Here is a 26,260-nt window from a genome sequence, read left to right on the forward strand (position 1 = left end):
CGGCGCATCGCCGGGCAACGTCCTCGATATCAGGCTTTCAGCGAAGCACCTTTCGTAGCAATAACCTCTTTATACCAGTAGAAGCTCTTTTTGCGGCTGCGCGCCAGCGTGCCTTTTCCGCTGTCATCGCGATCGACGTAAATAAAGCCGTAGCGCTTAGAGAGTTCAGCTTTAGACGCGCTCACCAGATCGATTGGCCCCCAGCTGGTATATCCCATCACCTCAACGCCGTCATCAATTGCCTCACGCACCTGTACCAGATGGTCGTTAAGGTAGCTGATGCGATAGTCATCCTGCACCACGCCGTCCGCATCCGGTTTATCCTTCGCCCCGAGGCCATTTTCCACGATAAACAACGGCTTCTGATAGCGATCCCAGAGCACGTTTAACAGGGTACGCAGGCCGATGGGGTCAATCTGCCAGCCCCATTCGGAACTTGCCAGATGCGGGTTTGGCACCATGCTCAGGATGTTGCCGCGCGCCTGCTGGTTGAGAGCTTCATCCGCGGTAACGCAGCCCGTCATGTAGTAGCTGAAGGAGATAAAATCGACGGTCGATTTCAGCGCCTCGCGGTCGGCGTCCGTGACCTCAAGCTGAATACCGCTGTCGCGGAAGAAGCGCTGCATATACCTGGGGTAGGCGCCGCGGCACTGCACGTCGCCAAAGAACTGCCAGGTGCGGTTTTCCTGCAGCGTCTTCAGAACATCTTCCGGCTTGCAGGTCAGCGGATACATCAGGCCGCCCAGCAGCATGTTGCCGATTCTGGCATCAGGAACGATCTCGTGGCAGGCCTTCACCGCCAGCGCGCTGGCAACCAGCTGGTGGTGGATTGCCTGATACACTTCACCTTTGCTGCTGGTTTCCGGCAGGCCCACGCCGGTCATCGGCGCGTGCAGAGACATATTGATCTCGTTAAAGGTAAGCCAGATCTTCACCTTCACTTTGTAGCGCGCGAACACGGTACGGGCATAGCGTTCAAAGAAGCCGATAGTCTGGCGGCTGCCCCACCCGCCGTACTGCTTCACCAGCCCCCACGGCATTTCGTAATGCGACAGCGTCACCAGCGGGGTAATGTTGTGCGCAGCAAGCTCGTCAAACAGCCGGTCGTAAAACGCCAGCCCCGCCTCGTTAGGCTGCTGCTCATCGCCGTTCGGAAAAATGCGGGTCCAGGCAATGGAGACGCGCAGGCAGCTAAAGCCCATCTCAGCGAACAGTTTGATGTCTTCCGGATAGCGATGATAGAAGTCGATGGCAACATCCTTGATGCCGCTGTCACCCGCCACGCGCTCAACCACCGGGCCAAAGACACCGCGCGGCTGAACGTCTGAGGTGGACAGCCCTTTTCCCCCTTCCAGATACGCGCCCTCTACCTGATTCGCGGCAACCGCGCCGCCCCATAAAAAATCGTCCGGGAAAGTTTTCATCACGTTCTCCTGTTATTGATGGCTTACGCTGAGTAACGGCGCACCGGCACTGACGGACGTTGCCGCCACGGTCACCACGTCGCGATACTCATCGCTGTTACTGATAATAATCGGGGTCGCCAGGTCGTATCCGGCATCGATGATCGCCTGTCGGTCAAACTCCAGCAGCAGATCGCCGGGCTGCACTTTGTCACCCACCTTCACGTGGGCGGTAAACGGCCTGCCGTCGAGCTTCACGGTGTCGATACCCACGTGGATTAACACTTCAATCCCGCTGTTGCTAAGCAGGCCAATGGCGTGTTTGGTCTGGAAAAGAGAGGCCACCACGCCGGCAAACGGGGCAACCACTTTGTTATCGGAGGGAATAATCGCGGCACCGCTGCCCAGCAGGCCGCTGGCAAAGGTGGTATCCGGCACCTGGTCGAGCGCCAGAACGGTGCCGGTCATCGGTGCCAGCACATCGTTTTCGCCCGCTGGCGCAACCGCCTCGGGCGCTGAGCGTGCTGGCATACCCGCCGCCAGCGTCAGGCCGCAGCTCAGCACCAGCGCCACCGCGGTGCCGATAATGCCGCCCCACAGCGTGGCGTCCACGCCGCCAGGCGGGATCATCTGGGCGACAGTAAAGATATTGGCGAAGCCGAAAGAGTAAACGTGGGTGTCGCTGAAGCCGACAATCGCCCCGCCGATAGCCCCCGCCACGCAGCCAAAAATAAACGGACGGCGCATCGGCAGGTTTACGCCATACACTGCGGGTTCGGTGATACCGAAAATACCTGCCGTCACGGATGAACCGGCCAGCATTTTCTGACGCGCATCGCGGGTGCGCAGGAAAATGCCCAGCGCCGCCCCCACCTGACCAAACACCGCGGGCAAGAGCATGGGCAGCATGGAGTCATGCCCCAGCACCGCCAGGTTGTTAATCATCAGCGGCACCAGCCCCCAGTGCAGGCCAAAAATAACGCAGACCTGCCATAGCGCGCCCATCGCCGCACCCGCCAGCCACGGCGCCAGAACGTAAATACTCTGATAGCCGTTCGCCAGCAGCTGGCTCAGCCAGGTCGCCAGCGGCCCGATAACGAGGAAAGTCAGCGGCACGGTTACGCCCAGACAGATCAGCGGCGCGAAGAAGTTTTTCATCGAGGAAGGCAGCAGCCTGGTGCTCTGTTTTTCAAGCCAGCAGCTCACCCACGCGGCGAGAATAATCGGGATCACCGACGAGCTATAGTTGAACCAGGTGACAGGGATGCCCAAAAAGGCGTCCGACACCGCGCCCGGCTGCTGGCTGGCGTTAAACGCCGCAATCATTACCGGATGGGTGAGCGCCCCACCGATCACCATGGTAATAAACGGGTTGCCGCCGAACTTTTTCCCGGCGGTATAGCCCAGCACCATCGGGAAGAAGAAGAACAGCGCGTCGCTGGCGGCAAACCAGATTTTATACGTGCCGCTCCCGGTCGTGAGCCAGCCGCATACCACGGCCAGCGCCAGCAGCCCTTTCAGAATACCGGACGCGGCCAGAATGCCGATAAACGGGGTGAAGATCCCGGAGACGATGTCGATCAGGCGGCCCAGCAGGTTCCCCTTTTCACCCTTCTCTTCCACAACAGGGGCGTCATCCGTAAGGCCTGCTTCATTACGGACAGCCTGCCAGACGTCGTGAACGTGGTTGCCAATCACCACCTGAAACTGGCCGCCGCTTTCGACCACCATGATCACGCCCGGATTTTTCTTGAGCCCTTCCGCATCCGCCCGTTGATTGTCTTTCAGTTTGAAGCGAAGCCGGGTTGCACAGTGCGCAAGACTGACGATGTTCTCTTTTCCGCCAACGTGGCCGAGAATATCCTTCGCTAAAGCCTGGTATTCCATCTCGATTTCCTTACATCCGATGCCCGCAGGCACCTGTTGACTGAGTACAAAAAATAAAAAAACCCGAGAACGGCCTTCTGACGAAGGCCGCGCTCAGGTTTTGCCTGCGAAGTGCAGTAACAATCCTGTTTGAGGCTTAACGCCCCTCTTTTCTCACCCGCTCGATATGAATGGCGAGGAACATAATTTCTTCGGTTGTCAGCTCACGCTGATAGCTTTTGTTCAGGTGCTGGGCGATTTTCTCGGCGCATTTCCACGCTTTCGCGTAGTTGTCTTTTACTGCCGTATGCAGCGAGACATCGTCATCTTCTACCACGGTGCGGGTGAGCATCCGCTGGGCAAAAAACTTCAGGTGGGTGACAAAACGCTGATAGCTGAGCGACTCTTCGTCATACTCAAGCTGCAGCTGATACTTCACCAGCTGGAGGATCTCCTGCATCACCCGCGTCACGTGCATCACCTCCGGCATTTCGCTGTTCAGCTGCGCGGTGACCAGATGCAGGGCGATAAAACCGGCCTCATCCTCCTCCAGTTCGACGTTCAGGCGTGTGGCGATAATGGCCCGCGCCTCCTGCCCTAACTCGAACTCCTTCGGATACAGCCGTTTAATATCCCACAGCAGCACGTTTTTGATGGCCAGCCCGTTCTTCTGCCGCTCAATAGCAAAGTAGCAGTGATCGGTGAGGGTGATATACAAGCTCTCCTGCAGCTTGCCCAGCCGCTGCGTCGCCAGCCCGATGATGCGATCGCAGGTGGTCATCACCTCCAGCGGAATTTGACTCAGCAGCTCTCCGAGCCGACGCACCAGTTCATCGCTTTGTAATGCAAACACCTTTTCAACCAACGCGGTATCCAGCGCTTCACCGACGCGCTTCTGAAAGGCCAGCCCACGGCCCATCACCACCTGTTCACGCCCGCGCTCATCCTGAACAACCACCACGTTATTATTGAGTATCTTGGCGATTTTCATCGGAACCCCAGAAACAAAAAAACCTGACCTCCGGCAGATGCCAGAAAATCAGGTTTTGCCTGCCTAAGCAGTAACAATCCAGTTCTGGCACTCTATCAGTTTCATTCGTAGCCTCAATGCGTCACGCGTCAGAAACGTGACGCGGATCGAACTTGCTACGGTGATATCAGAAGGTCACCACCGTTTTCAGCTCGGTGACCCAGGCATCCTGGGTGCGGCTGACCCCGCCGGGATGATGCCAGTACTGAATGCCCGGCTGCAGCTCGAGCCATGACGCCGGACGAAAACGGTAGTAAAACTCACCGTTCAGGGAATGGCCCGGCACCGGGTGATACGCCGGATTGTCATAATCGCTTACGCCGCTCAGGCTGTTCAGGTAACGCTGGTTGCGGGCGTACTGGCTGCTCATATCAATCCAGGTTAAGCCAAAGCCAATCCAATCTTCCGGTCGCGCATCAAACAGCCCGCGGTAGCGCAGCGAGGCGGCGTATACCTGGTGCATGTAGTTACTGCTCTGATCCGCAAGGCTCATGCTGAACGAGGTACTCAACCCGCGATTCGGCTCGTCCTGATGCTGCGTTAGCTGCTGGTTCAGTCCGGCGTACATAAACCAGGTTCGGCTGTGCGTATCGAATCCGTCCGGGTCCGTCGCCCCCGCCCCACCCGATTTGCCGCGATAGAGATCGGTTTGCGGCGCGTTGGTAAACACCACGCCCAGGTTGTACGCGCCCGGCAGGCCGTTAATCAGCGGACGCGCTTCGATTTCAACCGGCAGTAAGATCCCTTTGCTGCCCTTCGTCGACCAGCTCCACGCATGGCTGCGGCTGGCGGCCTGCGGATTCTGCTCCATCACGCCGCCTTTTAAGGTCAGCGTCGGCGTGAGTTTATAGGCAAGCGTGGTGCCCCAGGTGTGCACGTTCCAGTTGTTCCAGGTCAGCGAGTTGGCGGACTTTCCGCCGCACTGGGACAGCAGCTGGAAATCACAGGGGATAATTTGATCGAAGGTTTGCACCTTGTTCATCATCCCTATGCGCCAGGTCAGACGCCGGTTGTCAAAGCTGCGGGCAAAGGTCAGCCAGCCCAGACGGGTAATCGACTGCCCGCCCCAGCTCTCCTGGGTCAGATCGTTGAAGTTGACGCGCGGGTCCTGCACGCGTTTGGTGGTGAGATCGTCATTGTGGTTGCGGTTAACGATGTTTCCCTCGATACGCGCGTCCGGGATACCGGTCCAGCGCTCCAGGTCCTGGTTGAAGGTCAGCGCGAACTGGTCAATATAGGCCACGTGGGAGTCGTGGTTATAGCCACCGCCGCCGTTCCAGCCGATCTCATTCAAATAGCCGAGATTGTACGTAAAGCCGTTATCATTGAGAATTTTACGCACACCGAGCATATTGCCGAGAACCGGCGCCGGTGGAGCCTCAAAACCTAGTACCGTACCGTTCCAGTCTTGCGCCATCGACAGCGGGGATATCGCCAATAAGGCGAGCGCATAGAGTTTATTTTTATATGCCATGATAACAACCTGTGATTGAGTATTGAGTGCGTAACCGGCCGCAGGAAATTTTTCTATTTCCTGTCGATAATTCATTTTTTAAAATCATTAAAAAGCGCTAAGCCAAATGTCTCTCCTGCGTAAACGACAGGCAAAAAAAAACCTAAGCGCTCCACAGCGAAAATGCTGTGAAACGCTTAGGTTTTGCCTGTTAACCAGTAACAATCCTGCGTTGAAAACAGTGGCACCTTAACACCGTCGCGCCACGTTGAAAACCTGAACTGTTTTCTGTTTTAAAAAAGTGTGAGCAATTTAACGCTTATTATTTCGACTGAATTACCCGGGCAATATCAGCCGACGTCTGTAATGTCCGAATCTCCTGAAATAACCCCAGCGCTTCATCGTACTCTTTGCGTAAATAACTCAGCCACTGCTTAATTCGCGCGACGTGATACAAACCGGTATCGCCCTGCTTTTCCAGACGGCTGTATTTTTGCAGCAGCGTGACGACGTCTGCCCACGGCATTCGCGGTTCGTTATATTTCACCACCCGGCTGAGGTTAGGGACGTTCAGGGCGCCGCGACCGATCATTACCGCATCGCAGCCGGTGGCCTGCAGACAGGCCTGCGCGCTCTCGTAGTCCCAGATTTCGCCGTTAGCGATCACCGGAATAGAGAGGCGTTTGCGGATCTCGCCGATCGCATGCCAGTTTATGCGCTCGGCTTTGTAGCCGTCTTCTTTGGTGCGGCCATGCACCACCAGCTCGGTGGCTCCGGCCTGCTGCACCGCATCGGCGATTTCAAACTGCCGCGCGTCGCTGTCCCATCCCAGGCGCACCTTAACCGTCACCGGCAAATGCGCGGGCACGGCCTCGCGCATGGCTTTCGCGCCGCGATAAATCAGCTCAGGATCTTTCAGCAAGGTCGCTCCGCCGCCGCTGCCGTTCACCAGCTTCGACGGACAGCCGCAGTTGAGATCCACCCCGTAAGAGCCCAGCTCAACCGCGCGGGCGGCGTTTTCCGCCAGCCATTCGGGATACTGGCCGAGCAGCTGAATACGCACCAGCGTGCCGGAAGAGGTCCGGCTCTGGTTGTGCAGCTCGGGGCACAGACGGTAGAAGGATTTTACCGGCAACAGCATATCGACTACGCGCAGAAATTCCGTCACGCAGAGATCGTAGTCGTTCACCTCGGTCAGAAGCTCGCGCACGAGGGAGTCGAGCACGCCTTCCATTGGGGCCAGTAAAACACGCATAGCAGTACCTGTGAAAAAAGACGCGCTATAGTAGCCGCTCTCTATATCGCTGGGAAGCGCTTCTGTTCAGGGAGAAAGTCAGCCGGCGTTGCCCCGACAACGGCGCGAAACGCCGCCGCAAATGCCGCCTGCCCTGAAAACCCCAGCATCCAGGCCACCTGCTTAACCGGGTATCCGTTGGCGAGCAGGTCCAGCGAGGCACAAATCCTTGCGCGCTGTCGCCAGGCCCGGAAGCTAAAGCCAGTATCTTTGATAAACGCGCGTGAAAATGTGCGCTCAGACATCGCGGCCCGTTCCGCCAGCCTTTCCAGAGAAAGATCCCAGAGATTGTTGGCAATGATGTCACAGGCAACGCGATGTAAGCGCTCATCCACGGGCATCGGTAATTCGGCCGAGATTTGCTGAGCTTCACTGAGAATATCGAGCAGCAAAACGGCCATGCTGCGCTGAGTGGCTGGCCGGTATTCCGCACTGAACAGCCCGGCAATCAGCTCTTTGAACAACGCTGTCGCCATAATGACGTAAACCTCTTCTTTCCGTTTAAAAGATCCGCATTGCGATATCAGAGCAGGGCTAAACCAGACCGCCCGGAGCTCCGTTGCGGATAACACGCTGTAGGTATGCTCCTGAAAGGGAGGGATCCACAGCGCGCGCTGCGGCGGTATGACCCAACGCTTATTGCCGGTTTCGACCAGCATCACCCCTTTGATGGCAAACAAAAGCTGTCCCTGTGAATGCTGGTGAGGCGGATCCACTTCGCCGCGCGTATAGCTAATAGCCCCTCTGGACCATCCGATGTCATCGTCATGAATTGGCGTTTTATCGATAACGGTTGGCATTTCACATTCCTCCCTTCCACTTATGATGCTGCTTGTACATGTAACCGAAGAGAGACGCAATGCACATTCAATTTATCATTCATGAACATTTCGAAGCGCCGGGCGCCTATGAAATCTGGGGGAAAAGCCGCGGCCATACTCTGAGCTACACCAGAGTTTATCAGGGCGATCCTTTACCCGAGGAGCTGGGGACCACGGACCTGCTTATCATCATGGGAGGCCCGCAGTCCCCCGCTACCACGCCTGAGGAATGTCCCTGGTTCGATGCACAGGCGGAAAAGACACTCATCAGCCGCGCGATAGAGGCAGGTAAAACGGTGATAGGCGTTTGTCTTGGCTCGCAGCTTATCGGCGAAGCGCTGGGGGCAGCGTTTTGCCATAGCCCGGAAAAAGAGATCGGCAAATTTCCCGTCAGGCTCACCGATGCAGGCAAGGCGAACCCGCTGTTTGCGGATTTTGGCCACGAATTGAACGTCGGTCACTGGCATAACGACATGCCAGGGTTGACGCCGCAGGCTAAAGTGCTGGCTTACAGCGAGGGCTGCCCCCGTCAGATCGTGGAATATGGCGAACGGGTTTACGGTTTTCAGTGCCATATGGAGCTGACGCCGGAGGTTGTAGAGTTGCTGATTGAGCATTCGCAGAATGACCTCCGCCGCGCGGGTGAATTCCGTTTTGTCGAAACGGCGGAAAAACTCCGCTCGCATGATTATCGCGAAATGAACCAGGTGCTGTTTTCTTTTCTCGATAAACTGACCGCCTGACGCTGATGCCTTCTCTGGCGCGTTACTTCGCCAGTGCAATTCCTTTCCTCTAAACTATTGCCTGCACCAGTAAGATGATACCGGACGTTCCATTCCGGAATGTCTGGTATGCTCAAAATTCATGATGTGATCCGTGGCACATTTTTAGGTTTAATTGTATGATGAATGCGTTTCAGCAAGGACTATAACCATGAGCAAAACATTGAACATTATCTGGCAATATCTGCGCGCATTCGTCCTGATTTACGCCTGCCTGTATGCCGGGATTTTCATCGCGTCACTGCTGCCCATCACCATTCCCGGCAGCATTATCGGCATGCTGATCCTCTTCGTGTTGCTAGCGCTGCAAATCCTGCCTGCAAAGTGGGTCAATCCCGGCTGCTTCGTCCTCATTCGCTATATGGCGCTGCTTTTCGTGCCTATCGGCGTCGGGGTCATGCAGTATTTTGATTTGCTCAAGGCCCAGTTCGGCCCGATTGTTGTCTCCTGCGCGGTGAGTACGCTGGTGGTTTTCCTGGTCGTGAGCTGGAGTTCGCATCTGGTGCATGGCGAACGTAACGTGATTGGGGAGAAAACAAAAAAATGATGGCCAATATCTGGTGGTCGCTGCCGCTCACCCTCGCAGTATTCTTCGCCGCACGTAAGCTTGCCGCGCGTTTCAAAATGCCGTTGCTGAACCCGCTGCTGGTGGCAATGGTGGTGATTATTCCGTTCCTGCTGCTCACCGGCATCCCTTACGAACGCTACTTTGCCGGCAGCAAAATTTTAAACGACCTGCTGCAGCCCGCCGTTGTGGCGCTGGCCTTTCCTTTATACGAGCAGCTGCACCAGATCCGCGCCCGCTGGAAATCCATCATTACCATCTGCTTTGTCGGCAGCCTGGTGGCGATGATCACCGGTACGTCGGTGGCGCTGTTGATGGGGGCCTCCCCGCAGATTGCCGCCTCTATTCTGCCTAAATCTGTGACCACGCCTATCGCGATGGCGGTTGGCGGTAGCCTCGGCGGTATTCCGGCAATTAGCGCAATGTGCGTTATTTTCGTCGGTATTCTCGGCGCGGTGTTTGGCCACAGCCTGCTGAACGGTATGCGCATTCATACTAAAGCGGCACGAGGTCTGTCGATGGGGACAGCTTCCCACGCCCTGGGCACTGCCCGCTGCGCGGAGCTGGATTATCAGGAAGGGGCGTTTAGCTCGCTGGCGCTGGTGATCTGCGGAATTATCACCTCCCTGCTGGCCCCGTTCATTTTCCCGCTGATTCTGGCGGTGATGGGCTAAAATTTGCGATGCGTCGCGCAAATTTCATTTTGCTTTCATAAGTTGCATACATAATGAGAAGTGGATCACATATAAAGCCCTGGCGGCTCCGTAAACTACCGATCCATTAACCTTTATGAGGCAAACGCCATGCACCCACGTTTTCAAGCTGCTTTCGCCCAGCTTGCAGAGAATTTGCAGTCAGCCCTGGCTCCCGTTCTGGCAGATGCACACTTCCCCGCCCTGCTGACCGCGGAGCAGGTCACGATGCTGAAACAGGCAACGGGACTGGACGAAGACGCGCTGGCTTTCGCACTGCTACCCCTGGCTGCCGCCTGCGCGCGGGCCGATCTCTCCCACTTCAACGTCGGGGCCATTGCGCGCGGCGTCAGCGGTACCTGGTACTTCGGCGGCAACATGGAGTTCCTGGGCGCGACCATGCAGCAAACGGTTCACGCCGAGCAGAGCGCCATCAGCCACGCCTGGCTGCGCGGTGAAAAAGCGCTGAGCGCCATTACCGTTAACTACACTCCGTGCGGCCACTGCCGTCAGTTTATGAACGAGCTGAACAGCGGGCTGCAGCTGCGCATCAATCTGCCGGGCCGCGCGCCGCACATGCTGGGCGATTATCTGCCTGACGCATTTGGTCCGAAAGATCTGGAGATCAAAACGCTGCTGATGGACGATCAGGACCACGGTTACGCCCTGTCCGGCGATGACCTGAGTCAGGCAGCGATTCGCGCGGCGAATAAAAGTCACACGCCATACAGCAAGTCCCCGAGCGGCGTAGCGTTGCAGTGCCGTGATGGCCGAATCTTCACCGGCAGCTATGCGGAAAACGCCGCGTTTAACCCAACGCTGCCGCCGCTTCAGGGCGCGCTTAACCTGCTGAGCCTGAACGGCTATGATTATCCTGACATTCAGCGCGCCATTCTGGCTGAAATTGCCGATGCACCGCTGATCCAGTGGGATGCCACCGCCGCAACGCTAAAAGCGCTGGGCTGTACGACGATTGACCGCGTACTGCTGGCGTAATCCTTCCGGCGGGCAAAAATGCCCGCCCGTTTGCTGAAAAACCCCTCAGTTGAGTCGCTGTTTCTTGCGCTAACCAGGCGGGTAAAGTAGCCTGAGTTAAATTTCACCTTCGGTACGAGCCATCTGCATGTTAAAGCGCGTTTTTTACAGCCTGTCTGTCCTGGTCGGCATACTGCTGTTGATCGTGCTGGGTCTCGACCGCTGGATGAGCTGGAAAACCGCCCCCTACATCTTTGATGACCTGCAGGACCTGCCCTATCGTCAGGTTGGCGTGGTGCTTGGCACCGCCAAGTATTACCGCACCGGCGTAATCAATCAGTATTACCGTTACCGCATCCAGGGCGCGCTGAACGCCTACAACAGCGGCAAGGTGAACTACCTGCTGCTGAGCGGCGATAACGCCCTGCAAAGCTACAATGAACCGGTGACGATGCGTAAGGACCTGATTGCTGCGGGCGTGGATCCGGCCGATATCGTGCTCGACTACGCCGGGTTCCGCACCCTGGACTCCATCGTGCGCACGCGCAAAGTCTTCGACACCAACGACTTCATCATCATCACCCAGCGCTTCCACTGCGAGCGCGCGCTGTTTATTGCCCTGCATATGGGCATTCAGGCGCAGTGTTACGCGGTGCCGTCGCCAAAAGATATGCTGAGCGTGCGCGTGCGCGAGTTCGGCGCCCGCTTTGGTGCCCTGGCCGATCTGTATATCTTCAAACGCGAACCGCGCTTTTTAGGCCCGCTGGTGCCGATTCCGGCGATGCACGAAGTGCCGGAAGACGCGCAGGGTTACCCGGCCGTCACGCCCGAACAGCTGCTTGATATGCAGAAAAAAGAGAAATAGCAGGGCCGCCTTTATACTTTCTTTACGCCGGGCCTGACGCTTTTTATCTCCCCTTTACGTCTGCTCTTTTAAGCTGAGTTCATTGCCGCTACGGCTTCATTGAAGAATGACTATGAACTCGATAATGAATGCGTTTTTCCTCAAAAGTCTCCGCCCCTACTTTAACTTTCCCGGTTTATCACTCCCTGGCGCACTTACTTCTGGTCTCTGGCTGGATGAAAAAATAGACGCCCTGCAGCACAACGTTGCCGTGGAAGTGGCCGATTATCTGGAACGTTACCCGCAAACGAAACATGTTGACGTTTATCTGAACGATATCAACGGCACGATGCGCGGCAAGCGCCTCTCGGTAGAGAGCATGCTGAATCTGGAAAAAGGCTGTTATTTTCCGCTTTCCGTCTACTCAATGGACCAGAAGGGAAAAATCGCCGCCCCGCTTTATGATGAACCCGACCGGCTGTGCGTCCCGGTCGCCGGCTCCCTGCGCCCCTGTCCGCAGGATCCGGAGCACACGGCGCAGATCCTGCTGACGATGAAAGACAGCGACGGTAACCCCTGCCCGCTTGAGCCGCGCGCGATACTGCAGAACGTCGTGGCCCGCTTCCACCAGCACGGCCTTTTCCCGGTCATTGCCCCGGAAATCGAGTTCTATCTGACGGGACAGAGCGAACGCGATCCGCAAAATCAGGGCTGTTTTCACATGGATACCTCGTCGGCGCATGCGGCGCTGTTTGACGAGCTGGAACAGCTGGCCCACCTGCAGCGCATCCCGCTGTCAGGGGTCGTGGCGGAAGCCGAGTCCGGACAGTACGAATTAAACCTGAAGCACAGCCATCGCGTCGTTGAGGTCTGCGATAACGTGCTGGCGCTTCGTCGCCTGACCCGTTACGTTGCTGAAAAGCACGGTCTGCAGGCCAACTTTATGGCTAAGCCTTTCAGCCAGCTGGCCGGCAGCGGTTTGCACTTCCATTTCAGCCTGAACAATCGTCACGGCGAAAACGTCTTTGCTTCCCCGGTGAACGCGCTTAACAGCATGATACGTTTGTGCGTCGCGGGCCAGCTGGCGCTGATGCCCGCCTCCGTCGCCATTCTTGCGCCAGGCGTCAACGCGTTTCGTCGCCTGCGTAAAAGCCTGACGGAACCCGTCTTTAACTCCTGGGGCTATAACACCCGCTCCGCCGCCCTGCGTATTCCCTGCTCGGATGAGAGTAACCGTCGTATCGAGTACCGGCTGGCCGGGGCCGATGCGAATCCGTATCTGGTGGCGGCCACTATCCTGACCGGCATGCTGTACGGGCTGGAACATATCGACGAGGGGGATCTCCCTGAACCGCAGCACGACCAACCGGAACTGCCGCTGTTCCAGCAGGAGGCGATTGAGGCCTTTGCCCGCTGTCAGTATCTCACCGACAGCCTGGGCGATGCCTTTTCCGAACAGTGGGTCGCCTGCAAGCTCTCTGAACTCGACTGGTTTGAGCGCATTGTGACCAGAGAGGAGTCCCATCTGGCATAGAGCATAAAAAAAGCCCGCTCGGTGAGCGGGCCGGATATGGAGAGAGACGATTACTTCTTACGGGCGTACTTCAGTGAATCCAGCGCAACCGCGAAGATAATGATGGCGCCCTTGATGATGTACTGCCAGTACGGGTTCACGCCGATATAGGTCAACCCGTAGTTGATGACGGTGAAAATGATCACACCGGTCACCACGCCCAGTACCGTACCCACACCGCCGCTGAAGGAGACGCCGCCCACCACGCAGGCTGCGATCGCATCCAGCTCATACATGAAGCCGAGGTTGTTGGTTGCAGAGCCGATACGGCCCGCTTCCAGCATCCCACCGAAGGCGTAGAACACGCCGGAAAGGGCATAGATGATGAGCAGGTTCAGAGCTACGTTAACGCCGGAGACTTTCGCCGCTTCCGGGTTACCGCCGATGGCGAAGATGTTTTTGCCGAAGCGCGTTTTGTTCCACAGGATCCAGACGAAGGCCACCGCAATCAGCGCATAGAAGGTGATGTACGACAGGCGGAAGCTGCCAAGCGCAATAAACCCTTGCGTAAAGGTCGAGAAGCCGCTGTCAAAGCCCGAGATTGGCGAAGCGCCGACGAAGTCGTAGTACAGGGAGTTGATACCGTAAACGATGATCATCGTACCCAGGGTGGTGATAAACGGCGTCACGTTCAGGTAGGCGATGATAATTCCGTTGATCAGACCAATCACCGCACCGATGGCGCAGACAATCAGGATCACCACGAAAATCGGCATGGTGGCCATTTCCGGGAAGACCTTGTTAGCGTTTTCCATCGACTGCAGCAGAGTTGCCGCGATAACCGCCGCCAGACCCACCTGGCGACCGGCAGAAAGGTCCGTCCCCTGGGTCACGATCAGGCCCGCCACGCCCAGCGCAATGATAATACGCACGGAGGACTGGGTCAGAATGTTACTCAGGTTCAGCAGGCTTAAGAACGTAGGGTCCTGGAAAATGATGATTGCCAGCAAGACTAAAAGAACAACGTAAATACCGCCTTCTTTCAGGTAAGTGAGAAAACTTTTTTTATTTAACGCACTCATGAGGAGCCCCTGATCTTAAAGGTGCAAAGACGCAAGACGCAAAATTTCGTTTTGCGTTGTCGTTTTGGTGTCAACAATACCGGCGACGAGACCATTGCTCATAACCAGAATACGATCCGTGATCCCTAACAATTCCGGCATTTCGGAAGAAATAATAATGATCCCTTTATTCTTTTTCGCCAGCTCGGCAATCAGCTGATAAATTTCAAACTTCGCGCCGACGTCAATACCGCGGGTAGGTTCATCCAGCATCAGAATTTCTGGCTGGGTTAATAACCAACGGCCGATAATCACTTTCTGCTGGTTACCGCCTGACAGCGAACCAATTTGGGTGCGATGGCCTGGCGTTTTCACGCGCATGGAGTCAATCACCCATTGGGTATCGCTTTTCATGCGGGAGTTATCCAGCAGCCCGACTTTGTTTTTGTAATTGCGAATGTTAGAAATTAACGAGTTAAAGTTAATATCCAGATAAGCATAAATACCGGTCGAACGACGCTCTTCCGTCACCAGCGCGAAACCATTATTAATAGCTTCGTTGGCGTTGTGGTTGTTAATTTTCTTACCGTGCAGCGTAATAGTGCCTTCGGCTTTCTCACGGATACCGAACAGGGTTTCCACGATATCGGTACGTTTTGCCCCGACCAGGCCGGCAATCCCCAGGATTTCACCTTTATGCAGGTCGAAGGAGACATCGCGTATAGACGGCTGACGTAACGAGGTCAGGTTGCGCACTTCCAGAATCACTTCACCCGGCTTGTTTTCTTTGTCAGGGAAGCGCTGGTTCAGGGAACGGCCGACCATCATGGCGATGATCTTGTCCATGTCCAGCCCTTCCAGCGGCTGCGTGGCAATCCACTGACCGTCGCGCAGGATGGTGATCTCATCGCACAGCTGGAAGATCTCTTCCATTTTGTGGGAGATGTACACAATGCCGCAGCCGCGATCTTTTAGCTTACGAATAATGGTAAAAAGGTGGTTAACCTCTTTTTCCGTTAATGACGATGTCGGTTCGTCCATGATGACGATTTTCGCATCATAGGAGAACGCTTTGGCGATTTCGATCATCTGCATCTGGGAGACGGATAATGTTCCCACGCGGGCGCGCGGATCGATATCAATATCCAGCTCGTCGAAAATCGCTTTGGTGTCGCGATACATTTTGTCCTGATCGACAAAGACACCTTTGGTTGGATAACGTCCCAACCACATGTTATCCATAACTGAACGCTGCAGCACCAGGTTTAATTCCTGGTGAACCATCGAGATACCGTTTTCCAGTGCTTCTTTCGCTGAATGGAAATCGATCTCTTTCCCCTGAAAAAGAATGCTGCCAGAATCTTTTTGATAGATCCCAAAAAGACATTTTAATAATGTTGATTTACCCGCACCGTTCTCCCCCATTAAGGCATGAATAGAGTGAGGACGAACTTTTAAATTAACATTATCGAGTGCCTTAACGCCGGGAAATGACTTGTTGATACCGCTCATTTCCAACAGGTATTCACCGGATGACTGAGTTGTTGTGCTGACCATAATTATACCTTGTTGGCCTCGCATATCGCGTTATAAAAGGGCGCAACGAATTGCGCCCAGTGGAGACAGTACCGCTAACTTATTTACCGATAAACTCAGCCAGGTTGGACTGGTCTACGCCCACGTAAGGTACGCGAACGATTTTGTTGTCAATTTTCCAGTTGGTGCCATCTGCCGCGCCTTTGCCATCGGCGAGGTTTTTCGCCAGATCGAAGGTGGCTTTCGCCTGGTTGTTGGCATCGTTCAGCACGGTACCGGCCATCGCACCGGATTTAACCAGCGCCAGCGCTTCTGGCAGTGCATCCACGCCGAATACCGGGATTGAGGATTTGTTGTGTGCTTTCAGCGCTTCTACCGCACCCATTGCCATCGCATCGTTGTTGGCGATAACGACTTCGATTTTGTTGGCATTAGGGCCGGACAGCCATGCGTCCATCTTATCTTTCGCCTGAGCGGTATCCCACATCGCGGTATCTAACGCCAGCTGCTGGGTTTTCAGGCCCTTGTCGTTCAGCTCTTTGATAACGTAGGTAGTACGCGCTTCAGCATCCGGGTGGCCTGGCTCGCCTTTCAGGAGCACGAACTGAATCTGACCGTCTTTATTCAGGTCCCAGTTCGGGTTCGCCGCCCAGTGTTTCGCGATCAAATCGCCCTGAATAATACCTGACTCTTTGGAGTCAGTACCGACGTAATACGCTTTGTCGTAGCTATCCAGCGCCTTACGGGAAGGTTCTTTGTTGAAGAAGACGATCGGCACGTTCTGACCGCGCGCTTTTTCAATGACCGTGCCTGCTGCAGCCGGGTCAACCAGGTTGATGGCCAGGGCTTTCACGCCTTTCGCCAGCAGAACGTCGATCTGGTCGTTCTGTTTGGACTGGTCATTCTGGGAGTCGTTCATCAGCAGCTGAACGTCTGGCGCTGCTTTCGCATCTTTCTCAATCGCTTTACGCACAACAGACATGAAGTTGTCGTCGTATTTATATATGGTCACACCAATACGGGTATCCGCAGCGTGCGCTGCTGCACCAAAAAGCATGCTTGCCATTACAGCAGACAGGGTCAACACCTTCTTATTCATGGTATCTCCGGTTTTTTTATGCAGGGTAGTTCTTGTGAATAACGATCGGCGGGCAGGTGTTAATAAAACGTTACTGACAGCCGAAGTTCACTTATAAAATTTCTCTCTTCCGTGTTCGGTAACGCTCCAGAAATGCGTTTTATTCGTTGTTTGCGGCACATTGGCTATAGTGAAAGTGAATAATCACTGTTACATAGCGTTTCAGCCCCTAAAACGCTGACATCATAGTCAGCGCCTTGTTAAGATACTGTGAATTTACTCACAGATTGAAAACGGTTACATCACCTGATCTAATCAGTTAGTGATCGGAACCACAATTTGCCGGGCCGCGACGGAGTGGCGACGTACTAAAGTCGGCATGAAACAGTGCGTTGCGCCCGGATCCAGCAGCCCTGCCGCTCCCTGTAATGCCAGCTCAGTCGCCAGTTTCGCCATAGAGGCAATGGGGTAGCGCACCGTTGTCAGCTGCGGGTCGGTGTAACGGGCAATCGGGATATCATCAAAACCAATGAGTGATAAATGCTGTGGCACCGCAATGCCGTTATCCTTCAGCGCCGTCAGGGCGCCAGCCGCCATGCTGTCGTTATAGGCAAACACCGCAGACAGCTGCAGATTGCGGCCCAGCAGCTCCACCATTGCCGCCTCACCGCCCTGCATGTCCGGCGTGCCGGTCCCCACCCAGCTCTCGGATGGCGTAATGCCGTGCTCTTTCAGGGCATTTTGCCACCCCTCGCGCCGCAGTTCGTCATCTTCAATTTGATGGCTGGAGGCCAGATAACCGATCCGCTGATGCCCGTTGTTGATGAGCATTTTCGTGGCCATCATGGCGCCGCTGACGTTATCCAGCCCGACGCAGCGGTGGGCATAGCCGGGGACAATGCGGTTGATCAGCACCATGCCCGGGATCTGCTCCATCAATCCGGTTAGCTCTTCATCGCTCAAGGCTTTTGAATGGACAATCAGGGCGTTACAGCGCTGGCGGATCAGCACTTCGATGGCATGGCGCTCTTTTTCCGCCTCATGATAGCTATTACCGATCAGGACATATTTCTGATGCTGCTGTGCCACCATGTCGACCGCTTTCACCAGCGCGCCGAAAAAGGCATCCGAGACATCCATCACCACCACGCCGATGGTGTCGCTGACCTGCGTCGCAAGCGCCTGGGCATTGGCATTTGGCCGGTACCCGAGCTGGGTCACGGCTTTCATTACGGTTTCTCGGGTTTCAGGGCTGACCAGCGCGCTATTGTTGAGCACGCGTGAGACGGTAGCCACAGAAACGCCCGCCTGACGGGCGACGTCACGAATGGTGATCATATTCACCATCCTTCAAAGGATTGCAGCAACTCACAGACACCCCCTGTGTTTAGCAAGGTGGCTATTTTGGCAGCGAGAGAAAGGGGACTACGTGAAGAAGCTCACAGTCATGAAAACGCTTACATCCGTTTTGTTAATGATTGTGATCCAGATCGTTATCTGGATGTGTTTTTCAATGATACCCCTGAAGCATATGCGGTTAACTGACGCCACACCCACTCCAGCGGTCCCTGGCGGAAATAGCGTAGCCAGAGAACAGAAAACGCCAGGTTTACCACCCAGACCGGAATAACAAACGCCAGCAGCGTAAGGCGGTCGAATTTCATAAACAGGCCAAAGCGATAGAAAAGCGTGGTGCATATGAGCGTTTGCAGGAGGTAATTGCTCAACGCCATTCGGCCCACGCAGGCGATAGCGCTGACAATCCACAGGCGGGAAAGCGTTGGCCAGAAGCCATAGATCAGCGCCGCGTAGCCGATGGTCTGGAACGGCGCGCTCAGTTCACGCGGCACCTGGAGCAGAAACGCGCACCAGCGGTAATCCCAGTGAATATGCCACTGCACAATCACCGCCGGGAGGTTAATCAGCACGCCGAGCAGCACCAGACCGGCGCCGGTACGACGATAGTGACGCAGGCTGAATTCTCCTTTCAGCCAGCCGGTGCGCATCAATGACGCGCCCATCAGCATCATGCCCGCCAGCTGCCAGCCGTATTGCGCGCCCAGCGCAAGGAGGTTGTCCCCCAGCATATCCGCACGGTTGCTTATCGCTTCCGTACCGCCTTTCAGCTTCCAGAACTGTTCGTACTGCAGGTTAGCGGCATCCGGGATCCATGAACGGTTTGTCGCCTCGCCGGAGATCATCCCCAGCAATAGCAGGACGCCAAGCCCCATCACATACAGCATCACGCCGGTGTTAAACAGGCTTTTTACGCTGTGCGCATCGCGAATGAGACGCCAGCAGATGAGCCCGACTAACCCATACGCGAGAAGAATATCGCCGTCCCAGAAGAACAGGCCGTGGATAAAGCCGAGGAGAACCAGCAGCGTCAGGCGCGACTGGATCCAGCGCGTACCGCGCTTGAGGAGAAGCTGCAGGCCTGCCCCAAACAGCAGGGCAAAGAGCGTGAGGAATTTGACCTGCGCAAAGAGATCGAGGATCGCCCACGTCCAGGCATCGCTGCGCGTGATGTCGCCATACCACGCAGGATTGAGATAAGCCGCCTTCGGCAAACCGAAGGCGGCGATATTAAGCAGCAGGATACCGAGAATGGCGACGCCGCGAACAAAATCGAGCGTGACGTTTCGCTCCATGGTCCCTGCCCTGTAAGACTTAGTTGTGATGACGTACGGCGCGCAGGAACTCCTGGCGGGTATTCTGGCTTGACTTAAACAGGCCGCCCAGCGAGGTGGTGGTCGTTGCACTGGTCGCATCACGCACGCCGCGCGCCTTCACGCAGTAGTGAACCGCGTCGATAGAGACGGCCACGTTATTGGTGCCCAGCAGCGTTTGCAGCGCGGTCAGGATCTGCTGCGTCAGACGCTCCTGCACCTGCGGACGCTGGGCAAAGAACTGCACGATGCGGTTGATCTTCGACAGGCCAATCACCGTATCTTTGGGGATATACGCCACGGTCGCTTTACCGTCGATGGTCACAAAATGGTGTTCGCAGGTGCTGGTCAGCGTGATATCGCGCACCGTCACCATCTCATCCACTTTCATCTTGTTTTCAATGACGGTGATTTTCGGGAAGTTGGCGTAATCCAGGCCGGAGAAAATTTCGTCGACGTACATTTTCGCGATGCGGTGCGGCGTCTCCATCAGACTGTCGTCACTCAGATCGAGATTCAGCAGCTCCATGATTTCGGTCATATGACCGGCAATCAGACGCTTGCGGGTTTCATTGTCCAAATCCTGTACGGGCGGACGCAGTGGCGTTTCAAGACCGCGCGCAACCAGGGCTTCGTGGACCAGGGCAGCTTCTTTACTGAGTGATGACATTTTGTTCTCCTGCAGGTGTGGCGTCTTTTGCCCTCGTTGTGGCAAAAGTATGCGCTCATTGTGCGTGAGGCGACGCACATAATCCAGTATTCACGACGATAATTATTGCAATTGCTGTTGCCTTTCAGCGTGACGATTCCAGACCAGGGCTCCTCCAACGAACAGCGCCATGCCCGCCAGCCCCAGCGCCGGCTCCAGCCGGTGGGTAAGCCAGGTTGATAACGCCGAGGTGACCGGCCCAATCAACTGACCAATTGCATACCCGGTGGTGAGCAGGCCTGCCATATAGCGCGTGTGGTTTGGTGCCAGCTCGCGGCCGTATAAAAGAGAGAGCTGCACGGCACACAAAAAGCCGCCGCCCACCAGCAGCCCGCCCGTCAGCAGCCCGCCAATCCCCGGCAGCAGCCAGGCCGCCAGCACGCCCGCCCCCTGTAACCACAGTACGATAGCCAGCCTGCGGTTAGCCGTTGAGGTATGGCGTAAAAGAATACTGAGCGCTATCCCCACCACGGCGGCGATACCAAAAATCGGCCAGACGAACTGCGCAAACAGGCTGCCGGGAAAACGCACCGCCGCCATTTGCGACAGGAATGTCGCCGGGAGGATATAGCCAAACCCGGCCAGGCTGTAGCTCCAGACCAGGCGCTTTAAATCCGCCGTCAGCACCAGCGGCTCTGGTGCGGTGCCCGGTCGATGGAGCTGCCCGGATCGCGGCAGGTAGCGCGCCACCAGCGCAATCAGCACCAGCGCCAGCACGCCGTAGATTTGCCATGCCGCCCCGGCCGAAAGGGATTTCGCCTGGATGTAGACGGCGAGCAGCCCGCTCAGGGCAATGCCCGCCCCCGGTCCGGCAAATACGGCAGCGCTCAGGCCCGGTTTACCCAACTGCCCAAGCCGTTCGTTAGTCCAGGCGGCAATCAGTACCATCGACCAGCCGCTCATGCAGCCAATCACAAAACGCAGCAGGCCGTGTACGACGGCGTTATCCGCCGCCGCGGAGAGCAGCGTCAGCGCCACCGCTCCGGTGATGCCAAGCCAGAGGCGCGTTTCCACAAAGCGGTGCGCGCGCATGGCATCCCATGCGCCCACCAGATAGCCCAGATAGTTCATCGCCGCGACCAGACCCGCGCTGGTCAGCGTAAGCTGCCCGGCAGCAATCATCAGCGGCACCTGAGGCGTAAAGGCAAAGCGCCCTATCCCCATCGCCACCACCAGAACGACAAACCCACTGAGCGCAATACGCAGCGCCATGACCGCTCCAATTGTTAAAGAAAAGTAAATTTATGATGCAGCATCTGGCCGTCAGGCGAAAGTGAAAGTTGCTCACAGGTCAATGAAAAGGCTGTATTATGGTTTTTATGAATACGCATTCTCATTAAGGAGCCCTGCATGGAACTGCTCGAAGAGCACCGTTGTTTTGAAGGTCGACAGCAGCGCTGGCGGCATGACTCCACCGTCCTGAACTGTGCGATGACGTTCAGCATTTTCCTGCCGCTGACGGAAAATCCGCCGGTTCTGTTCTGGCTTTCAGGCTTGACCTGCAATGACGAAAACTTCACCACCAAAGCGGGGGCGCAGCGTATTGCTGCCGAGCTGGGTATTGCGCTGGTGATGCCTGACACCAGCCCGCGCGGCGATGATGTGGCCGACGATGCGGGATACGATCTGGGCAAAGGCGCCGGGTTTTATGTCAATGCGACCGAGCAGCCCTGGGCGCGCCATTACCGCATGTATGATTACATTCGCGATGAACTTCCTGCGCTGGTGCAGTCGCAGTTTGCGGTTGGCGAGCGCTGCGCGATCAGCGGCCACTCCATGGGCGGACACGGGGCGCTCATCATGGCGCTGAAAAATCCGGGAAAATACGTCAGCGCGTCGGCATTTGCGCCAATTGTGAACCCAACGCAGGTGCCGTGGGGGCAGAAAGCCTTCACGAACTATCTGGGTGAAGATGAAGCGAAATGGCTGGAATGGGATAGCAGTGCGCTGATGCTGGCCAGTAACTCAGTAAATGCGATTCCGATGCTTATCGATCAGGGCGATGCGGATCAGTTCCTCGCCGGACAGCTGCAGCCTGCGGTGCTGGCAGAAGCGGCACGTCAGAAGGACTGGCCGCTGACGCTGCGCATCCAGCCGGGATACGACCACAGCTATTATTTTATCGCGTCCTTTATTGAGGATCATCTCCGCTTCCATGCGGAGCATTTATTCGGCTAAGTGCAGCCGATTGCCGGGTGGCGGCCTCGCCTTACCCGGCCTACATTCGTGGATTTTGTAGGCCCGGTAAGCGAGGCGCCACCGGGCATCCAGGCTACATCAGAACTTATAATCCACGCCGACAAAGTAGCGACGGCCATCTTCCGTGTAGCTGTAATCGTCGCGGCTCAGATCTTTGTCCAGCAGGTTCTGCACGCCCGCACGCAGCTTCACGCTTTTCGTCGCCTGCCACGCGGCGCCGGTATTCCAGATGACATAGCCACCCGGCGTTGGAGCGCTGCTGGTCAGTGCGCGTTTCTCACCGGTGTAGTTACCCTGAACATAGAACGACCAGTCCTGCGTTGCCTTCCAGTCAACGGTCCCGTTGGCGGTGTGGAACGGCAGATCGGACAGCGGCTTGTTGCCGCCGTTGCTGATATCACGACCGTCGTTGTAGGTGTAGTTCAGCGTCACCTTCCAGTCTTCAGCAACCGGGAACTTAACCTCTGTTTCCACCCCGCGGATGCGCGCCTTGTTAACGTTGTAGTAGCGGAAAATCGGTTCACCGTCCGCATTCAGGCCAACGTAGTTAGGGTAGCCCTGGGCCTGTTTCGCATTGGCCGTACGGCTGATGCTGATGCGGTCATCGACGTTATTCTGGAAGGTGGTGACGCTGGCCTGCACGCCCTCTAACCAGCCCTCTTCCCCGCTGTAGTAGAGACCGAATTCGAAGCTCTCGCTGGTTTCCGGTTTCAGGTCGGGGTTACCAACAATCTCACAGGCACCGCGGCACGAGCCGGTGACCCAGTCCGGGCTCAGCTGCAGCAGTGACGGCGCTTTAAACGCGGTCGCCCAGCCCCCTTTCACCGTTACGGTATCGGTCGCGTTGTAGACCAGATAGGCGCGCGGGCTCCAGTGGTCGCCGTAGGTATCATGGTCATCCATACGGATGCCGGTGGTCAGCGCCAGAGGTTCAAAGATACGCCACTCATCTTCAAGGAACAGGGCATACTGGCTTGTCGACGTACTGCTGCTGGAACCGCCCGTCAGGTTGACAGGATCCTTCAGCTTATCGTGACGCCATTCGCCGCCGAAGGTCAGCAGCTGGTTGATTTCGCCCAGCGGCAGCACGTATTTCCCGTCCACCGCGTTGCTCTCGGAGGTGATCGGATTGCTGTTGCCCGGGTTCTTGTTATCTACCTTTTCGCCGTAAACCTTCAGCTCGCTGTTGCCGACGCCCCAGCGGCCGTTGTGGCTGAGCGAGTAGTTCTGCCGCTCAAGGCGGTTTTTGTCGAGGGAATCCGAGTCACGATCCTGACGGTCGAAGCCGTAGCCCGCCGTAAAGTCGTGGTTTTCAGACGGTGTCCAGGCGAACTCCACATTCGCATCGCGGCTGGTGAAGCCCTCAATGCGCGGCGTTTCACCGCTCGCCGTGGTAGAGGACTTCTGCTGACCGTCTTTCTCACGCTTCGCGAGGCTACCGTAGGCTTTCAGCCCCAGCAGACCGTCCACCAGCGGACCGCTGGTATAGAACTGACCGTTATACGTGTCGCCACGGTCGCGATGTTCCTGAATTGTGGAATCGGCGCTCAGGGTGCCCGTCCATTTCTGGCCGATTTTTTTGGTGATAATGTTCACCACGCCGCCCAGCGCATCGGAACCGTACAGAGAAGACATCGGTCCGCGCACCACTTCGATTCGTTCGATGGCGTCAACCGGCACCCAGTTGAGGTCGAAATCATTATGGCGGAACACCGCGTTACGGGAATTGACGCGCTTGCCGTCGATCAGGATCAGCGTGTAGCTGCTGTCCAGTCCACGGATACTTACCCCTTTACGGTTGTCCCCTTCGCTCGTGAGCTGAACGCCCGGCACCTCCCGTAACACATCTTTCAGGTTCTGAACGGGTTTGCGCTGCAAATCTTCCTGGGTAATCACGCTGATGCTTGCCGGTGCGTCTTTCAGGTTTTGCTCGGTCGCGGAGGCCGTGACAACCATTGTGTCGCCGGATTCCGCTGCGATAACAGGCAGGGCCAGGGACATTGCGGACGCACAAAGTCCTCCCCTGACGAAGGGATTCAACCTAAACATTCCATATCTCCATGAGGTAAATACAACTAAATCAAATCATCATTGCTCACAGCGTCTTCCCTGCCGCCCACATCTGCGGTGGGTCGGTGACACGCTTATTTTTGATAACGATAAAGCAAACGATAATTATTATCAATTAAATTGTTAAGAAATATATCTTTGTTTCAGGATACGGGAATAAAAAAACCCGCTCGAATGAGCGGGTTAAAAGAGAGGAAGTGCGGTTATTGTTTAAATCGTTCCGGGAATTCCATTTCACTGTAGCGAACGAATTTTGTTCCTTTCGTCAGCTTGTAGCCAAACCAGATAACGAGGAACAGCGGAATACCAATGTAGGTCGCCGTGACGGCGCCCCAGTCAATGGTGTCCGCCAGGAACGCTTCATAGTTCTGTCCCAGCGTAATGATCAGACACAGAATGAAGGCGAAAATGGGACCCAGCGGGAAGAACCCTGAGCGATACGGCAGCTGGTTAACGTCATAACCCTGTTTGACGTAGCCACTGCGGAAACGATAGTGGCTAATGGCAATCCCCAGCCAGGCAATAAAGCCCGTCATCCCGGAGGTGTTAAGCAGCCACAGGTACACCGTCTGGTTGCCAAACATAGAGGTCAGGAAGCACAGACCGGCGATCACCGTAGTGGCGTACAGCGCGTTACGCGGTACGCCGCCACGGGACAGCTTCGCGAAAATACGCGGCGCTTTACCGTCGCATGCCAGCGTGTAGAGCATACGGGTGGACGCGTACATCCCGGAGTTACCGGCTGAAAGCACAGCGGTCAGGATAACGGCGTTCATCACTGCCGCGGCAGAAAGCAGACCGGCGTGCTGGAAGACCAGCGTGAACGGGCTAACGCTAATGTCTTTAACGTCATTACGCAGCAGGCTTGGATCGGTGTACGGGATGATGAGGCTGATAATCAGGATCGCGAACACATAGAACAGCAGGATACGCCAGAAGACCTGACGAACCGCGCGCGGAATATTCTTCTCCGGGTTCTCTGACTCACCGGCAGCGATACCAATCAGCTCGGTCCCCTGGAAGGAGAAGCCGACAATCATCGCCACGCCAATCATTGCCGACAGTCCACCGGCAAACGGCGCATCGCCTGTTGTCCAGTTACTCCAGCCCGCAGGTTCTGCGCCTTTGAAAATACCAACGATCATCGCCACACCGACGACGATAAAGATGATGACGGTTGCCACTTTGATCAAAGAGAACCAGTATTCCGCTTCGCCGAAACCGCGCACGGAGATGTAGTTCAGCAGGAAAATAACGGCCAGGAACAGGGCGCTCCAGATCCAGCCCGGCGTATCCGGGAACCACCAGTTCATCACCAGCTGTGCGGCAACGAGGTCAACGGCGATAGTGACCGCCCAGTTGTACCAGTAGTTCCAGCCCAGCGCGAAGCCAAAGCCTTCTTCAACGTATTTTTGACCGTAGGTCGAGAACGAACCGGATACCGGCATGTACGCGGCCAGTTCGCCAAGACTGGTCATCAGGAAGTACACCATCAGGCCAATCAGGATATAAGAGAAAAGTGCCCCACCCGGGCCTGCTGCCGAAATCGTTGCGCCAGAGGCAACGAAAAGACCTGTACCGATGGAGCCGCCAATGGCGATCATCGTCAGGTGACGCGCCTTGAGTTCACGACGTAGCGTGGGCGCTTCTGTGGTTTTAATTTCTGAAACCATATGAAAATGCTGTCCATTTAATAAATG

At 56.1% G+C, this 26,260-nt stretch carries 21 protein-coding genes and 1 pseudogene; 7 read left to right on the forward strand and 15 right to left on the reverse strand.

Going from position 1 to position 26,260, the window contains the following annotated elements:
* Positions 1-29: 29 nt before the first annotated feature.
* From FOY93_RS14985 to FOY93_RS15010, 6 genes and pseudogenes are all read right to left on the reverse strand, one after another.
* Positions 30-1,424 carry a glycoside hydrolase family 1 protein gene (locus FOY93_RS14985; protein WP_143345322.1) on the reverse strand — a complete coding sequence of 465 codons (1,395 nt, stop codon included), beginning with the start codon at positions 1,422-1,424 and terminating at the stop codon, positions 30-32.
* A 12-nt stretch (positions 1,425-1,436) separates the two neighbouring features.
* A pseudogene (gene bglF, locus FOY93_RS14990) lies at positions 1,437-3,397 on the reverse strand (PTS beta-glucoside transporter subunit IIABC); the annotation flags it as partial.
* Positions 3,398-3,426: 29 nt separating this feature from the next.
* On the reverse strand, positions 3,427-4,260 hold the full coding sequence (gene licT / locus FOY93_RS14995) for a BglG family transcription antiterminator LicT (protein ID WP_133294809.1): 834 nt from the start codon (positions 4,258-4,260) through the stop codon (positions 3,427-3,429).
* Between the two features lie 166 nt (positions 4,261-4,426).
* Entirely contained in the window at positions 4,427-5,716 is a 1,290-nt protein-coding gene (locus FOY93_RS15000; RefSeq protein ID WP_232057397.1) for a carbohydrate porin, read from the reverse strand.
* 358 nt (positions 5,717-6,074) lie between these two features.
* Positions 6,075-7,007, reverse strand: coding sequence for a tRNA dihydrouridine(16) synthase DusC (gene dusC / locus FOY93_RS15005; RefSeq protein WP_133294811.1), 933 nt, complete (start codon positions 7,005-7,007; stop codon positions 6,075-6,077).
* A 41-nt stretch (positions 7,008-7,048) separates the two neighbouring features.
* Positions 7,049-7,846, reverse strand: coding sequence for an AraC family transcriptional regulator (locus FOY93_RS15010; protein WP_133294812.1), 798 nt, complete (start codon positions 7,844-7,846; stop codon positions 7,049-7,051).
* 59 nt (positions 7,847-7,905) lie between these two features.
* Here FOY93_RS15010 and FOY93_RS15015 point away from each other — a divergent pair, with 59 nt between their 5' ends.
* From FOY93_RS15015 to FOY93_RS15040, 6 genes are all read left to right on the forward strand, one after another.
* Positions 7,906-8,610, forward strand: a complete 705-nt coding sequence (locus tag FOY93_RS15015) for a type 1 glutamine amidotransferase (RefSeq protein WP_133294813.1) — start codon at positions 7,906-7,908, stop codon at positions 8,608-8,610.
* Positions 8,611-8,800: 190 nt separating this feature from the next.
* Positions 8,801-9,196 carry a CidA/LrgA family protein gene (locus FOY93_RS15020; protein WP_111965323.1) on the forward strand — a complete coding sequence of 132 codons (396 nt, stop codon included), beginning with the start codon at positions 8,801-8,803 and terminating at the stop codon, positions 9,194-9,196.
* The gene (locus FOY93_RS15025) at positions 9,193-9,888 is read left to right on the forward strand and encodes a CidB/LrgB family autolysis modulator (protein ID WP_111965322.1); all 696 of its coding nucleotides are present in this window, start codon (positions 9,193-9,195) and stop codon (positions 9,886-9,888) included. Before FOY93_RS15020 ends, FOY93_RS15025 begins: the two co-directional genes overlap by 4 nt.
* Positions 9,889-10,017: 129 nt before the next feature.
* Positions 10,018-10,902, forward strand: coding sequence for a cytidine deaminase (gene cdd / locus FOY93_RS15030; protein WP_143345325.1), 885 nt, complete (start codon positions 10,018-10,020; stop codon positions 10,900-10,902).
* Positions 10,903-11,029: 127 nt separating this feature from the next.
* Positions 11,030-11,746 carry an outer membrane permeability protein SanA gene (gene sanA / locus FOY93_RS15035; RefSeq protein WP_008500918.1) on the forward strand — a complete coding sequence of 239 codons (717 nt, stop codon included), beginning with the start codon at positions 11,030-11,032 and terminating at the stop codon, positions 11,744-11,746.
* A gap of 124 nt (positions 11,747-11,870) precedes the next feature.
* Positions 11,871-13,259: a glutamine synthetase family protein gene (locus tag FOY93_RS15040; protein ID WP_133295446.1), complete on the forward strand. Its 1,389-nt coding sequence runs from the start codon at positions 11,871-11,873 to the stop codon at positions 13,257-13,259.
* 50 nt (positions 13,260-13,309) lie between these two features.
* On the opposite strand, the gene mglC is transcribed toward FOY93_RS15040, so the two are convergent.
* From mglC to FOY93_RS15075, 7 genes are all read right to left on the reverse strand, one after another.
* On the reverse strand, positions 13,310-14,320 hold the full coding sequence (gene mglC, locus FOY93_RS15045) for a galactose/methyl galactoside ABC transporter permease MglC (RefSeq protein ID WP_008500921.1): 1,011 nt from the start codon (positions 14,318-14,320) through the stop codon (positions 13,310-13,312).
* A 15-nt stretch (positions 14,321-14,335) separates the two neighbouring features.
* Complete coding sequence (gene mglA / locus FOY93_RS15050; RefSeq protein ID WP_008500922.1) at positions 14,336-15,856, reverse strand: galactose/methyl galactoside ABC transporter ATP-binding protein MglA; 1,521 nt, start codon at positions 15,854-15,856, stop codon at positions 14,336-14,338.
* Positions 15,857-15,935: 79 nt separating this feature from the next.
* Positions 15,936-16,934: a galactose/glucose ABC transporter substrate-binding protein MglB gene (gene mglB / locus FOY93_RS15055; protein ID WP_008500923.1), complete on the reverse strand. Its 999-nt coding sequence runs from the start codon at positions 16,932-16,934 to the stop codon at positions 15,936-15,938.
* Between the two features lie 294 nt (positions 16,935-17,228).
* Positions 17,229-18,251 carry an HTH-type transcriptional regulator GalS gene (gene galS, locus FOY93_RS15060; protein ID WP_115875849.1) on the reverse strand — a complete coding sequence of 341 codons (1,023 nt, stop codon included), beginning with the start codon at positions 18,249-18,251 and terminating at the stop codon, positions 17,229-17,231.
* Positions 18,252-18,406: 155 nt separating this feature from the next.
* Entirely contained in the window at positions 18,407-19,564 is a 1,158-nt protein-coding gene (yeiB, locus tag FOY93_RS15065) for a DUF418 domain-containing protein YeiB (RefSeq protein WP_136195430.1), read from the reverse strand.
* A 19-nt stretch (positions 19,565-19,583) separates the two neighbouring features.
* On the reverse strand, positions 19,584-20,252 hold the full coding sequence (gene folE, locus FOY93_RS15070; protein ID WP_023312471.1) for a GTP cyclohydrolase I FolE: 669 nt from the start codon (positions 20,250-20,252) through the stop codon (positions 19,584-19,586).
* Between the two features lie 102 nt (positions 20,253-20,354).
* The gene (locus tag FOY93_RS15075; RefSeq protein WP_136195431.1) at positions 20,355-21,503 is read right to left on the reverse strand and encodes a YbfB/YjiJ family MFS transporter; all 1,149 of its coding nucleotides are present in this window, start codon (positions 21,501-21,503) and stop codon (positions 20,355-20,357) included.
* 138 nt (positions 21,504-21,641) lie between these two features.
* On the opposite strand from FOY93_RS15075, the gene fghA reads away from it, so the two are divergent.
* Complete coding sequence (gene fghA / locus FOY93_RS15080) at positions 21,642-22,469, forward strand: S-formylglutathione hydrolase (RefSeq protein WP_143345326.1); 828 nt, start codon at positions 21,642-21,644, stop codon at positions 22,467-22,469.
* Between the two features lie 99 nt (positions 22,470-22,568).
* On the opposite strand, the gene cirA is transcribed toward fghA, so the two are convergent.
* Together cirA and FOY93_RS15090 are read right to left on the reverse strand one after the other, a co-directional pair.
* Positions 22,569-24,539 carry a catecholate siderophore receptor CirA gene (gene cirA, locus FOY93_RS15085; RefSeq protein WP_143345327.1) on the reverse strand — a complete coding sequence of 657 codons (1,971 nt, stop codon included), beginning with the start codon at positions 24,537-24,539 and terminating at the stop codon, positions 22,569-22,571.
* A 224-nt stretch (positions 24,540-24,763) separates the two neighbouring features.
* Positions 24,764-26,233: an amino acid permease gene (locus FOY93_RS15090; RefSeq protein WP_143345328.1), complete on the reverse strand. Its 1,470-nt coding sequence runs from the start codon at positions 26,231-26,233 to the stop codon at positions 24,764-24,766.
* Positions 26,234-26,260: the final 27 nt, after the last annotated feature.

The organism is Enterobacter sp. 18A13, from assembly GCF_007035975.1.
In the GTDB taxonomy this organism is placed as follows: Bacteria; Pseudomonadota; Gammaproteobacteria; order Enterobacterales; family Enterobacteriaceae; genus Enterobacter; species Enterobacter vonholyi.

Coding starts and splice junctions, on each gene's coding strand:
- FOY93_RS15000 (WP_232057397.1), bottom strand. CDS start 5,716: ATGGCGCAAGACTGGAACGGTACGGTACTAGGTTTTGAGGCTCCACCG.
- FOY93_RS15025 (WP_111965322.1), top strand. CDS start 9,193: ATGATGGCCAATATCTGGTGGTCGCTGCCGCTCACCCTCGCAGTATTC.
- mglB (WP_008500923.1), bottom strand. CDS start 16,934: ATGAATAAGAAGGTGTTGACCCTGTCTGCTGTAATGGCAAGCATGCTT.
- mglA (WP_008500922.1), bottom strand. CDS start 15,856: ATGGTCAGCACAACAACTCAGTCATCCGGTGAATACCTGTTGGAAATG.
- cirA (WP_143345327.1), bottom strand. CDS start 24,539: ATGTTTAGGTTGAATCCCTTCGTCAGGGGAGGACTTTGTGCGTCCGCA.
- fghA (WP_143345326.1), top strand. CDS start 21,642: ATGGAACTGCTCGAAGAGCACCGTTGTTTTGAAGGTCGACAGCAGCGC.
- FOY93_RS15010 (WP_133294812.1), bottom strand. CDS start 7,846: ATGCCAACCGTTATCGATAAAACGCCAATTCATGACGATGACATCGGA.
- licT (WP_133294809.1), bottom strand. CDS start 4,260: ATGAAAATCGCCAAGATACTCAATAATAACGTGGTGGTTGTTCAGGAT.
- FOY93_RS15090 (WP_143345328.1), bottom strand. CDS start 26,233: ATGGTTTCAGAAATTAAAACCACAGAAGCGCCCACGCTACGTCGTGAA.
- FOY93_RS15015 (WP_133294813.1), top strand. CDS start 7,906: ATGCACATTCAATTTATCATTCATGAACATTTCGAAGCGCCGGGCGCC.
- FOY93_RS15075 (WP_136195431.1), bottom strand. CDS start 21,503: ATGGCGCTGCGTATTGCGCTCAGTGGGTTTGTCGTTCTGGTGGTGGCG.
- FOY93_RS15040 (WP_133295446.1), top strand. CDS start 11,871: ATGAATGCGTTTTTCCTCAAAAGTCTCCGCCCCTACTTTAACTTTCCC.
- yeiB (WP_136195430.1), bottom strand. CDS start 19,564: ATGGAGCGAAACGTCACGCTCGATTTTGTTCGCGGCGTCGCCATTCTC.
- mglC (WP_008500921.1), bottom strand. CDS start 14,320: ATGAGTGCGTTAAATAAAAAAAGTTTTCTCACTTACCTGAAAGAAGGC.
- galS (WP_115875849.1), bottom strand. CDS start 18,251: ATGATCACCATTCGTGACGTCGCCCGTCAGGCGGGCGTTTCTGTGGCT.
- dusC (WP_133294811.1), bottom strand. CDS start 7,007: ATGCGTGTTTTACTGGCCCCAATGGAAGGCGTGCTCGACTCCCTCGTG.
- FOY93_RS14985 (WP_143345322.1), bottom strand. CDS start 1,424: ATGAAAACTTTCCCGGACGATTTTTTATGGGGCGGCGCGGTTGCCGCG.
- folE (WP_023312471.1), bottom strand. CDS start 20,252: ATGTCATCACTCAGTAAAGAAGCTGCCCTGGTCCACGAAGCCCTGGTT.
- cdd (WP_143345325.1), top strand. CDS start 10,018: ATGCACCCACGTTTTCAAGCTGCTTTCGCCCAGCTTGCAGAGAATTTG.
- sanA (WP_008500918.1), top strand. CDS start 11,030: ATGTTAAAGCGCGTTTTTTACAGCCTGTCTGTCCTGGTCGGCATACTG.
- FOY93_RS15020 (WP_111965323.1), top strand. CDS start 8,801: ATGAGCAAAACATTGAACATTATCTGGCAATATCTGCGCGCATTCGTC.